At 43.5% G+C, this 13,400-nt stretch carries 7 protein-coding genes; 6 read left to right on the top strand and 1 reads right to left on the bottom strand.

Annotation, left to right across the window (positions count from 1 at the left end):
- Window positions 1-161: 161 nt before the first annotated feature.
- The 5 genes from ACVBDY_RS02945 to ggt all read left to right on the top strand — a co-directional run bounded on the left by ACVBDY_RS02945 (window position 162) and on the right by ggt (window position 8,711).
- Window positions 162-2,666, top strand: a complete 2,505-nt coding sequence (locus ACVBDY_RS02945) for a glycoside hydrolase family 2 TIM barrel-domain containing protein (RefSeq protein ID WP_447173975.1) — start codon at window positions 162-164, stop codon at window positions 2,664-2,666.
- Window positions 2,663-3,910, top strand: a complete 1,248-nt coding sequence (locus ACVBDY_RS02940) for an alginate lyase family protein (RefSeq protein ID WP_447173974.1) — start codon at window positions 2,663-2,665, stop codon at window positions 3,908-3,910. Before ACVBDY_RS02945 ends, ACVBDY_RS02940 begins: the two co-directional genes overlap by 4 nt.
- A gap of 162 nt (window positions 3,911-4,072) precedes the next feature.
- Window positions 4,073-4,942: an AraC family transcriptional regulator gene (locus tag ACVBDY_RS02935; RefSeq protein ID WP_447173973.1), complete on the top strand. Its 870-nt coding sequence runs from the start codon at window positions 4,073-4,075 to the stop codon at window positions 4,940-4,942.
- A 400-nt stretch (window positions 4,943-5,342) separates the two neighbouring features.
- Window positions 5,343-6,758: a hypothetical protein gene (locus ACVBDY_RS02930; RefSeq protein ID WP_447173972.1), complete on the top strand. Its 1,416-nt coding sequence runs from the start codon at window positions 5,343-5,345 to the stop codon at window positions 6,756-6,758.
- Between the two features lie 258 nt (window positions 6,759-7,016).
- On the top strand, window positions 7,017-8,711 hold the full coding sequence (gene ggt / locus ACVBDY_RS02925) for a gamma-glutamyltransferase (RefSeq protein WP_447173971.1): 1,695 nt from the start codon (window positions 7,017-7,019) through the stop codon (window positions 8,709-8,711).
- 100 nt (window positions 8,712-8,811) lie between these two features.
- Here ggt and ACVBDY_RS02920 read toward each other — a convergent pair whose 3' ends face one another.
- Window positions 8,812-9,858 carry a LacI family DNA-binding transcriptional regulator gene (locus tag ACVBDY_RS02920; RefSeq protein ID WP_447173970.1) on the bottom strand — a complete coding sequence of 349 codons (1,047 nt, stop codon included), beginning with the start codon at window positions 9,856-9,858 and terminating at the stop codon, window positions 8,812-8,814.
- Between the two features lie 259 nt (window positions 9,859-10,117).
- Between ACVBDY_RS02920 and ACVBDY_RS02915 the strand changes: the two genes are divergently transcribed.
- Window positions 10,118-13,261: a SusC/RagA family TonB-linked outer membrane protein gene (locus tag ACVBDY_RS02915; RefSeq protein WP_447173969.1), complete on the top strand. Its 3,144-nt coding sequence runs from the start codon at window positions 10,118-10,120 to the stop codon at window positions 13,259-13,261.
- Window positions 13,262-13,400 lie beyond the last annotated feature (139 nt).

Raw genomic sequence — 13,400 nt, 5'->3', positions numbered from 1 at the left:
GACCGTCCGCAGAAAAAAGCAAGACCTGAGATATTTGGAAACTGTTTAAATTTTGTTCACGCAATAATATTATAGTGTATTTTTTCATCAGACGAAGGTATTTTAAACCCCATAGCTAAGTTATGTGTTGAAAAATTCCTTAGTCTTTTAAATTCAGATTCATGACCCGCTTAGTGTACATTTTTATAATCCTGACTGTTTTTTTTCGTATTCCTGTTATGGCCCAGCAGGATAATAAGGTCAGGTTAAATGAGGGATGGGAATTCCTGAAATCCGACCTCGGCGGTATATGGGAAGCTGTGAGGCCTGCTGAAAAAGGAAGGCCCGAAACAGTTCCCTTTTGGGAACCGGTCTCGTTACCACATAGTTTTAATGCGGAAGATGCCGTAGACCCGGACGTAAACTATTACCAGGGTCCAGGTTGGTACAGGACAGCGTTGGATATAGCCAACCCCTTTGAGAAAGGGCGCACATTGCTTCATTTTGAAGGAGCAGGTCAGAAAACCGAAGTATATATAAACATGACCAAAGTAGGGGAACATGTCGGAGGGTATGATGAGTGGACGGTAGATATCACTGAAGCCGTAGAAGCATTTAAGCAAACAGAAGAATTCCGAACGCGGTTTGATCGAAAAATCCCCCTGATTATCCGGTGCGACAATTCCAGGGACCTGGAACTGATCCCTTCGGACCTGTCGGACTTTAACCTTTACGGCGGAATATACAGGTACCTGAACCTGGAATATGTCCCCGGAATATCCGTTGACAAGGTTTTTGCATCTGCCCGGGTGGATGAAAAGGGAAGGGAAGGAAAACTCAGCATTCGGACCAGGTTCCATGACCCGTCGGCCATTGGAGACGCAAAATTTCATATACAACTGCTGGACCCGCAAGGAAAATTGATAGGCAGCCATGAAGGGGACCTGCGATCTTCGGATGAAAAAGCGGCGCTGTGGGAAACCACGATAAAAAAGCCCGAATTGTGGTCTCCCGGTAGCCCTGCCTTGTATACTGTAAAAATAGAAGTAAGGTCTCCCGGAGGAACTTCCCGTCACATCGAAAAAATAGGTTTTCGCCACTTTGAATTTGTAAAAAACGGGCCGTTTAAATTAAACGGGGAAAGACTGCTGCTTCGGGGAACACACCGCCATGAAGACCATGTCGGGGTAGCTAACGCCATGACCGACGAACAAATGCGGGAAGAAATGCTGTTGATGAAAGAAATGGGCGTTAATTTTATCCGTCTCGGGCATTATCAGCAATCCCGTACCATTCTCAACCTGTGCGACAGCCTCGGGATCCTGGTCTGGGAAGAGATCCCCTGGTGCCGGGGCGGCCTGGGAGGAGAAATTTATAAACAACAGGCCAGGCGAATGCTTACCAATATGATAGAACAGCATTACAATCACCCTTCCGTAATTATCTGGGGGTTGGGTAATGAAAACGACTGGCCCGGGGATTTCCCGGAATTCGACCAGGCAAAGATCAGGGAATTTATGTCGGAACTCAATGATCTTTCCCATACGCTGGACCCGTCCCGTAAAACTGCCATACGCCGTTGTGATTTTTGTAAAGATATAGTAGATGTTTACTCACCGTCCATCTGGGCCGGCTGGTACCGGGGAATTTATACGGAATACAAAAAAGTATCCCGTGAAGAGTTTGAAAAAGTGGACCATTTTCTCCATGTGGAATGGGGAGGCGATAGCCACGCCCGGAGACATTCCGAAGCTCCCGATAAGGTATTGAGTGAGATTCCCACCGGCAAAGGAGCAGATGAAAGGGAGGGCGATGCTTCCCTGTATGGCGGAGCTGCCCGGGTGTCTAAAGATGGCGACTGGAGCGAAAGCTATATCTGCAACCTCATAGACTGGCATTTAAAAGAACAGGAAAATATGCCCTGGCTGACAGGAACCGCATACTGGCCTTTCAAGGATTTTTCCACCCCGGTCCGGCCGGATAACCCCGTCCCTTATGTAAACCAGAAAGGTGTGGTGGAACGTGATTTTGAGAAAAAAGAATCCTATTTTGTTTTCCAGTCCTATTGGACCGATAAGCCTATGGCGCATATTTACGGGCATACCTGGCCCGTAAGATGGGGGGATGAAGGAGAGCGGAAAATGATTAAAGTCTATTCCAACTGCGATGAAGCCGAACTGTTTTTTAACGGAAAGAGCTACGGTGTAAAAAAAAGGAACAGCCGGGATTTCCCCGCAGCAGGACTGAGATGGATGGTTGAACCCGCGGCAGGGAAGAACGAAGCAAAAGTAATTGCCAAAAAGGGAAAAGAAGTGGTGACAGACCATATATCCTTTGAATATCAGACCGAAAAATGGGGAGCCCCAGACCATTTTGAATTACAAAAGGAGAACGAAGAAAATGGTATGATCACCGTTTGCGCCAGGGCATATGATAAAAACGGGGTGTTCTGCCCCGATGCAGATGAGTTTATACGTTTTTCCCTTACGGGAGACGGGGAGTTGATGGATAACCAGGGGACATCTTCCGGTTCGCGTAAAGTGCAGTTATATAATGGAAGAGCGATGATAAAGGTCCGCACCAATGAGGGGGAGAACGTTATCAGCGTCCGGTCCGTGGAAATACCTTCGGCCTTTCTTTACCTCGGAGATAAAAAAGACACATTACCCGGTATACAGACAGAATGATGAAACCAATTGAAATATACGTAGCGGGAATTATCCTGTGTCTCTGCCTGTCCTGCCAGCGAAAAGAGAAGGGCATGGAAACACCTTCTCCAAACCTGGAGCACGATCGCCCTGCGGAATCCTGGGCAGAAAAACAATCTTCCTGGTATGAGGAGGTGGAAGAGGTTTTGCATGAACAGGTATTGGAGGAAGCCCAACGGGCAATGAGTAAAAAACCGGTAACAGTGACTGCCGAAGCCTCTTCCGGGAGTGCTGGCGGCAAACACGATTTTTATTCGGAAGGAGATTACTGGTGGCCCGATCCGGAAAACCCGGACGGCCCTTATATACAAAAGGACGGTATCACCAATCCGGACAATTTTGTGGCTCACAGGCAGGCGATGATACGCTTTAGCAAGATTGTCGGGGTACTGGCTTCGGCCTACAGGATCACAGGGAACGAAAAATATGTAGCGCAGGCTGTTATACACCTTAAAGCATGGTTTACAGATCCTGCTACCAGAATGAATCCGCACCTGAAATACTCCCAGGCGATCCGCGGAAGGGTAACCGGGCGAGGCATAGGTATTATAGATGCTATCCAGTTGATGGAAGTGGCCCAGGGGGTCAGGAGCATGGAAAGGGCCAAAACATTGGATAAAGAAACACTGACCGGGGTAAAAAAATGGTTTTCGGATTACCTGGAATGGCTCACAACCCACCCTTATGGCAAAGAGGAAATGAATAAGGAGAACAACCACGGGACCTGCTGGGTGATGCAGGCGGCATCTTTTGCCAGGCTTACCGGCAATAAGGAAATATTGGATTTCTGCAGGGAACGGTATAAAAAGGTATTGTTGCCCGAACAGATGGCGGAGGATGGGAGCTTTCCCTGTGAAATAGGCAGGACAAAGGCCTACGGGTATTCCCTCTTTAACCTGGATGCGATGGTCATGGTCTGCCACATATTGTCAGAACCCGGAAATGATCTCTGGCAATACAAAATGCCGGACGGCAGGTCTATCAGGAAGGGAATAGCATATTTGTACCCTTATGTGGCCGATAAGTCGCGCTGGTATTTTAAGCCGGACGCCATGTACTGGGACGAATGGCCCGTAGCCCATCCTTTCCTGGTGTTCGGAGCAATGGAATTCAATAACAGAGAGTGGATGGATACCTGGAAGGAACTGGACCATGAACCGGAAGTTGAGGAAGTTATCCGGAATCTTCCGGTCCGGCACCCACTGATCTGGATGGACCGATAGAACAGCAAATTGTATTTGTAAATTTTGTCATGTGCCAAGCTTCTGCATACATGATACAAAACATTTTCGGGAGCGTTGATACACCGCAAAATAAAATATCATTTTGAGCTGACCATGATGGCAACTGGTATAGCTTAAACAAAAACCAAAACAAGCATTAAAATGAATTCTCGGTTTTTAAAAGTTTCCTCCGATCCGGATTGTTCTTTTAGCGTCAGGCAGGAGAGAATTCCCCGGGTAAACGAGGGATTGCATTATCATCCTGAAATTGAACTGGTACACTTCAAAAGTGGCAGTGGTATACAGTATATAGGTGATCGTGTTACGCGTTTTAATGCCGGTGATGTGGTATTGGTAGGAGCCAACCTGCCGCATTGCTGGGAGTTTGACAGTAATGTAGGTAATATGGTAGATGTAAGGGTAGCCCATTTTTGTGAAAATTTCTGGGGGGACGACTTTTTGAACCTTCCGGAGAACAGGCTTATAAAACTTACCCTGGAAAAGGCCCGAAGGGGTATTCAGGTGACCGGAAAGTATAGGGGAGAAGTAACGGAATTACTGGAGGATGTGTTGCATTCCGAAGGTTCCCGGAGGATTATCCTGCTTATGGAGATACTTACGGTTATTTCCAAATGCAAGCACAAACTACTGGCCTCACCCGGTTTCGGGACTCATTGTGATGAACTTTACGAGGACCGTATCAACAAGATCTTCGAATATACCCATGCCAATTTCAAGAATAAAATCAGCCTTAAGGAAATAGCAGAAGTGGCCAATATGAGCGAAAATTCCTTTTGCCGTTATTTCAAATCGAAAACCCGGAAGACATTTGTACAATTTTTAAATGAGATCAGGATAGGACATGCCTGCAAACTTCTGATGGAAAACAAAATGAGCATTAAGCAGATTTATTACGAAAGCGGCTTTAATAATGTTACCAGTTTTCATAAGTATTTTAAAGGTGTCACCGGCAAAAGTCCGTTACATTACCAACAACAGTTTTTTATAGGCGGGCAACAGTTTGTCATATAGTACCGGGGAAGACTTTTTTAATCTTTCCAGCCCGGCGCTAAAATGTTCCTTCGGGTCCCGGACTTTTAGTGCTGTAAATTCAGGCATGAATGGACAGATCTACTCCTTGTTCTTTACAACTATCCGTGTATCCTTAGGCCAAACAGGCTTTCGGTTTGTGGCAAGGCTATGGGGCTTAAGTTATGTGGCGGAAAGGACAAAATTCCGGAAAATAACCTGATATCGGCATCCGATACTGCTATAGAACAAGTTCTATACGGTGTTAGAATTTATTCTATAACTGTTTTTATTTGCATTAAGGGATTGCATAGTACTTTCGGTTTTTCCAAAATTCGACAAGTACGAGCCAAGGAGAACTCACCCCGGAACTCCTTATCCATGAACAAAATCCCTGACTGTTATGAAACAATTTTACACTGTCTTTTTCTGTCTCCTTATTATGGCTGTGCAAGCCCAGGAGAAAACTGTGGAATTTACCATTGATGATGATTATAAAATACGGGACTACGACGTCACGGACACCGGTAATTTTTTTATACTGGAAAACGGCCGTGCGGCGGACAAGACCCGGCTTACACTCCTGGACAATGATCTCAACGAAGTATACAGCTTCCGGGGAAAGGACAAGATTACCGGAGGCGACCTCACTGTAATGTCACAGACCGGAAAGAATACGATCTTCAGAAACAGCGGAATACTCCGGGACAAAGGCTTTTATCATCTGAATGAAAGCGAATTGTCCGGTTTCCCGGAAAAAGATCCGGATGGCAAGCCGGGAGGAGACCCTTACTTCAGGCCCCGGTTTTATGTATCGGGCGACGGGGTACAGTTTTTAAACGACAACGATTTTGTCTCCATAGGAGAGGAGAAAGGGGTCGGGAAAAAGGACAAAGAGGTCTGTTTGTATGTCAAAAGCCTGTCCGGAGACTATAAAAACCGGACAAAGCTCGATATTCCCGGCGGAGTAGCATTTAAAAGACCGAAACTGCTATACTTCGATAATGATGTCTTTGTAATGGCATTGACGCCCAAAGCAGAAAATACATCCAGGGGATACCTGTGCATAGCCTATGACTATCAGGGTAATATACGCAACAAAGCAAAACTGGAATTTGAAGTGAATGATAAAAAGGAGGAGGAATTTGCCGCATTGCATTTAAGCAGGAATTCGTTTTCTTCTTATCAACCGACCGATATAAACAGTAATAAAAGGACCATATTTGCCTATCAGCTCTCTACCGAGGACGCCAAAGGAGCCGTAATTTATGACAACACCGAAAAGGTGTTCTATACCTATGCGGGCGTAAAGTGTAAAAAAGGCGACTCGGGTTTTCTGGTGTGCAAATACGATTGGGAAGGAAAGCTTATCTGGAAAAAATACCAGATCGTAGCGGGGGCGGATTTTAAGCATACAAACAGTTTTAACAGGTATCTTACCCTTGATGTTACTCCGCATTTTCTGGGAATTTCCGCATATGCCACAAAAGGGAAGAGCTACTGTAATTTTTATATTCTTCAAAAAGAGGATGGCTGGGTAACAAACAGCAAATTTTTTAAAAATTACAAGCTTCAGACAGACGGTAACAAGTACGCCGGCCTGTACTCTAAGTTCAGTTCGGGAGATGAGGGGTACGAAAATGTGATATTTGACAGGTTTACCGTATTTTCATCCCTTTACAACCAGGACTTTTCCGCGTTTATTGACGCTATTCATACAAGGACATTGCTGAAAAGTTATCCTACGGCCTACGGGACCAATGTTATTAGTGTAAAGAAAAAAACCAGGACCCTGACCTTTCGGAAATTTACTTTTTAGCTCGTGCCCCTCGGCGTTTGATCAGGTCTTGCTTTCTTCCGAAAAGGAAACTTTTGGCCAATTAAATTTAAGCAAGCTCTTAGTATACAACAACAAAAAAGCACTGTTAATCTGACAAATTTCAGTGCTTTTTTTATGATCTGTATAAAAAACACTTCATTTTTATGAACAGATGGCTAAATGTTTATTTTTCGGATTGTTGTATCTTTAAGATCATTTCAAAAACATCGGATAACCCGACCAATACCTGATTTAAAAATGACAACATCCAGATTAATGTATGCCGTATGCTTTGTGCTGTTGGGAGTAAATTTTACAGGGGCGCAGGACCGGCTTACGGGTAAGAATTTTGCAAGCAGATCAGAAGTTATAGCGGAGCATGGTATGGTGGCTTCCAGTCATCCCCTGGCAACACAAATAGGAGTAGATATCCTGAAGAAAGGCGGTACGGCTACTGATGCCGCCATTGCGGTTGACGCGGCACTTGGCCTGATGGAACCAACGGGAAGCGGTATAGGAGGTGACCTGTTTGCGATTGTGTGGGATGCAAAAACCCGGAAATTGTACGGGTTAAATGCCAGCGGCAGGTCCCCGAAGAGTTTGACACTCGATTATTTTGAAGAACACGATCTAAATAAAATACCTTCTACGGGCCCGTTACCGATATCCGTCCCGGGATGTGTTGACGGTTGGTTCGAACTGCATAAAAAGTTCGGGAAACTACCTATGGGAACCCTATTGCAACCCGCTATCGAATATGCCGAGAACGGGTTTCCGGAAAGTGAACTTATCGCTTATTACCTGGAAAGAACGGTTTCCAATTTTATGACAAGATTTCCTAATGTCAGGGAAACCTATACCAATAACGGGATTATCCCAGAAAAAGGGACTATTTTCAAAAACCCTTATCTGGCCGGTACCTACAGAAAGATTGCAGAAAAAGGACGGGATGTTTTTTACAAAGGAGAGATTGCAAGGACTGTTGCGGAATTTATAAAAGAACAGGGAGGTTTTCTGTCCTATGAAGATCTGAGCAGCCACCATTCCGAATGGGTGGAACCGATTTCAACTAATTACCGGGGGTATGATGTCTGGGAGCTGCCTCCCAACGGCCAGGGACTGGCAGCACTGCAGATGCTGAATATCATCGAAGGTTTTGACTTCAGTAAGATACGTTTTGGCAGTGCTGAACATCTGCACATTGTCAACGAGGCGAAAAAACTCGTTTTCGAAGATAGGGCAAGGTATTATGCGGACCCTGATTTTGCAGATATTCCCATCGAAGAATTACTATCCAAAACATATGCGGGAAAACGCAGGGCACTTATAAACCCGGATCAAGCCGGAACCTATGAGAGTGGAAAAACAGACCACACCGGGACGGTGTATATGACTGTGGCCGATAAGGACGGAAATATGGTTTCCCTGATCCAGAGCAACTACAGGGGGATGGGATCGGGAATGGTACCTCCCGGGCTGGGTTTTATGCTCCAGGACAGGGGAGAGTCTTTTACGCTGACCCCAGGAAAACCCAATTCGTACGAACCCGGAAAACGGCCGTTTCATACCATTATTCCCGGATTTGTGACCAGGAACGGGAAACCCTTTTTAAGTTTCGGGGTTATGGGAGGGGATTTTCAGCCCCAGGGGCATGTCCAGATATTGATGAACATTATTGACTTCGGAATGAATATACAGGAAGCCGGAGATGCCCCGAGATTTGAACATGTAGGCTCTTCCTCTTTCACCGGCGAGACCGCCAAAGGAAAAGGTGAAATATTAATAGAAAGCGGCTTTGACTTTAATGAGGTCCGGAAACTGATGGGGAAAAGACATAAAGTAGGGTTCGGAGGCTATTACGGAGGTTACCAGGCTATTATGTTCGATTCCGATAAAGGTGTTTATTTCGGAGCCTCGGAATCGAGAAAAGACGGCCAGGCAGCGGGATATTGACGGTAAAAGCCAGAGTAAACGGAACTTTCAACAGGTAAAAGGAATTTTTTGACGGACAGAGATTACCGATTGGCAGATATGTTCCATGTTTACATTTTGTCTAAGTTCTCTTTTTATGGGATTTAGGCCCGGAAGACTCCCGGACGATCAGTTTGGCGGGGAGTGTTTTGTGTTGTATCTCTCCCAGACCTTTTTCTCTTTTAAGAATATCCAGCATGATTTTCATCATGGCTTCCCCAATCTTCTCCAGGGGCTGGGAAACTGCTGTAATGGTGGGACTGTATATATTAAAGAAATCATTGTCGTCAAAAGTGACGATTCCCAATTTATGGATCAATTCCGGATCTGTTTTTTTTAAGAATTCAATACCGCTTTGTGTGAGGTAATTGGTAGAAAAAAAGATGCTGTCGATTTCTGAAATGGTTTTGAATTTTTTGCGGAAAGCCGCTTTGATATTCGCAGCGTTAATTGCGGTATAAGGCAGCTTTAAAATATGAGGTTCATATTCCGCCTGTTTTACTGCTTTTTCATAGCCTTGTAGCCGGTCGAGCATCTGGGTTTGTTCGATATCCGTTGTCAGGAAGACGATCTTTCTAAAGCTGTTTTTGATCAGGTGGGTAGTGGCATCATAAGCAGCCTTTTCGTTATCAATGACTACATGGCTCACCGGGAGCCCTTCGAAATAACGGTCAAATAGAACAACAGGAACATCCTGGTTTATCAGGGACTCGATTTCATTGCGGATACCGGTGGAAGGGACAATAAAGAAGCCGTCTATCGACCGTTCGAGAAAGAACCGGATCAACTCCCGGGAACGCAGATCATCATTTTCATTACTGCAAAACACAATCTTATATCCTTTTCTATGAGCAATATCCTCTATAATCCTGGCGATCCTGGAGAAAAAAGGATTGCTGATGTCCTCTACCATGAGTACCAGTATCCTGGAGCGGCCTGTGCGCAGGCTTTGGGCAATGGTATGGGGCTGGTAACCGATCTCCTTTATGTAATCTTTTATTTTTTTTATAACAGCGTCCGATATGTTTTTTTCCTTTCCCTTTCCGTTAAGAACAAAAGATACAGTAGTAGACGAGACATTGAGTTCTCTGGCAATGTCTTTGAGTTTAGGGCGATTTTTAGAGGTCATTTGCGGAATTAGCTTTGCAGTCCTGGGTATATAGTAATGATGATTATTGGTAAATGTACTTTTAAATGCATCAAAGTACTAAAGATATTCTTTTTTAGAAAGTGTTTTTCGGTCCTTTTGCACACCGGAATGGTTATTTCCCTGTATTTGTTAAGATATTAACTTGATTTTAATATTTTTCGGAAATAACATTTTCTTTACTAAATCGATTTACTAATTTAGAAGCCTCAAAATATTTAACCATAAACTTGATGTATTGATGGAAAAAAACACTAGTATTTGTCGGGAAAATATTTCCGGCAAAAGTCACCATTGTTTAATGGTAAGGAAAGGTAAAAAGGGAGTTTTTGGCCTGTTTTATCTTTTTGTGATCTATGCAGTTTTGCAAACAAATACGGTCATTGCCGCAGATTATCACAAAGAAGGAGTGAATAACGACCAGTTCACGGTTTCCGGTACAGTAACAGATGAAACAGGAGTACCATTAATCGGTGTTAGCGTAGTGGAAAAGGGAACACAAAACGGAACTACCACTGATTTTGAAGGGAATTACAGCCTTCAGATTAGTTCTTCCGATGCCGTTCTCGAATTTTCATACCTGGGAATGAAAACCGTGAACAGAACGGTTGGTAGTAAGGCTACTGTTAATGTGCAAATGGCAGAGGATAATCAATCTTTGGACGAAGTAGTGGTTGTAGGTTACGGTACACAGAGTAGAAAATCCGTGACTACCTCGGTGTCCAAAGTGTCTTCGGATGACTTTAATCAAGGAGTGGTAACATCACCTTTAAATCTTATTCAAGGGAAAATTCCCGGTTTGTCTATTACACAAGCGGGAGGGAATAACCCGAATTCCAGTGCCGGTTTTCAGATCAGGGGAGTTACTTCGATAACCGGAGATATGTCGCCCTTGATTGTTATTGATGGTATTCCCGGCGGGAATCTAGATTTGTTACAGCCAAATGATATCGAGTCTTTTGACGTGTTAAAGGATGGAGCCGCCGCCGCTATTTATGGTACCAGAGGAAATAATGGGGTTATTCTAATTACTACGAAAAAAGGAAAGGTCGGAAGAACTACTTTCGATTACAGCACTTGGCTTTCTACTGATTTTGTTCGTAATAAACCGGACTTCCTTTCGGCATCTCAGTATAGAGATTTAATTGATAGAGGAGTTATAGGGGAGAGCAATGATTTAGGTCATTCCACCGATATATATGATGCTTTGGTGAACAAATCGAATTTGAGTCAGTACCACAATTTTGTTGCCTCAGGTGGTGGAGAAAATGGGAATTACCGAGTTTCCTTATATATGAGTGATTTGGAAGGTATAGCTAAAGAAAACTCAAGAACGGAATACGGTGTTCGTGCGAGTTTTAATCAGTCTACGGAAGACAAAAGGTTTAACCTTCAGGCAAGTTTTGCTCTTAACCTGAATGATGCTAATTTACTTGGGGGAAGAGATCGTTTAAATGATGATACCATGCGAGGAAGTGGGGATTTTGGAGTTGTCAGTGAATGGAATCCTACAGCACCTATATACGCTCCTTATTCTGTGGAAACCGGAACGGAATTATACAATGAGGGGGAATATGGTTTTTATCAACCACTCAACGGGTATAATCCTTTGTCTCAATATGCAAATCGTATAGAGGAACGTGATCAAGTTACTTTTTCCGGAGATGCCAAAGTGAGTTATGAAATTCTTGACGGTCTTATAGTCTCCGCTTTTGGATCTTATCAGAGGGATACGTATAACGATCGTTATTACCGCTCAACCCGAGATTGGGATCAGTACAACGCAGGAAGTTCTTATAACGGAACAGCTTATGCCAGTAAAGGAAATTATATGTCCTATACCAAGACTTTTGAGCCGACTATAAATTACGATAAAACTATAGGAAACCACAGTTTTGGAATACTAGGCGGGTATAGTTATCAATACACAACTACCGAGCAATATGGGATGAATAACAGTGGCTTTACTACTGATGCTTTTTTAGACTGGAATTTTGGAGCAGGAAACGCTATTACAGACGACAATTTACCCAACGTGGGATTGAGTAGTTCTAAAGATGATAATACGCTTGTGGCGTTTTTCTCTAGGGTGAATTACTCTTATTTAGATCGCTACTTCATTCAGGGGTCGATTCGTTACGAAGGTTCTTCTCGGTTTGGAGCCAACAACAAATGGGGAAGTTTTCCAGCAGTTTCCGCAGGTTGGATGATTTCTGATGAAGAATTTATGGAGCATGTAGATTTTGTTTCCAATTTGAAACTTCGTGTAGGCTATGGAATTACCGGGAACCAGGGTATTCCAAATTACAGGTCTATGATAATATTGGGAACTGGTGGACAGTATCCTATTTTTGATGAAAATGGGGATGCAGTTTATTATCAAACCTATGGTCCAAACAGAAACCCTAATCCGGATTTGAAGTGGGAGAAAAAGAAGGAGTGGAATTTCGGATTAGATTTTGGTTTGTTCCAAAACAGACTTTCCGGTTCTATAGATGTGTACGACCGAAAAACCGTAGATCTGCTGAACGACTACACAGTACCGTCACCGTCTTATATACATCGTACTATGTATACCAATGTAGGAACTCTGGGAAATAGTGGGGTGGAACTGGCATTGAGCTTTGGAGTGATGAATAAAGAAGAATTTTCCTGGAGTATGGATTTTGCCGGAAATTATCAGAGAAATAAACTGGTGTCCTTGTCTAATGATCAGTTTAACCTAGAGGAAATAAGAGGGGGAAGTATAGGAAATCCGGGAAACTTAGGAGATGCTATACGAAATATACCGGGTGAATCCATAGGTAATTTCTACGGAAAGAGATTTGCCGGATTTACAGACGAAGGACAGTGGCTGTTCTATAAAGCGGATGGTTCTACCGGACGAGCAGATGAAATGACAGAGGAAGATTATACAGTTCTCGGTAACGGCTATCCTACTTATAATGTCTCTTGGACCAACACTTTCCGATATAAGAATTTTGATCTGACTATGTTTTTTCGGGGGAAATTCGATTACGATATTCTCAATACCGTCGAGCTTTTTTATGGCAATCCGACTTTACTTCCGGGTAATATATTGACATCGGGAGTAGATAATATCGGCAAAATTACCGAGGCACCTCAATATTCCGATTACTATTTGGAAAAAGGAGATTTTGTAAAACTGGACAATATCACCCTAGGTTATAATTTTAATCTCGGTGAAAACAGTCCGTTTACCCGCTTGAGAATACACGCCAGTGCCAGAAACGTGTTTACCATTACCGGATACAGCGGTCAAGATCCGGAAGTATCGGACACCGGAGTATTTCCTGGTGTAGATGATAGAAACTTCTATCCGCGTACCACTACGGTAACTACTGGAATTAGTCTTCAATTTTAAATCTTAGAAAAATGCGAGCAAAAAATATAAATATATCGATTTTAGCCTTGGTTCTTTTCTGTTTTGGATGTACGGATTTGGATGAAACCCCTTATTCAGAACTGTCAAAGACCAATTTCTACAATTCAGAACTGGAAGT

The sequence above is a fragment of the Sinomicrobium halophytocola genome (genome assembly GCF_052983395.1).
This window is presented reverse-complemented; position numbering and strand designations above follow the sequence as displayed.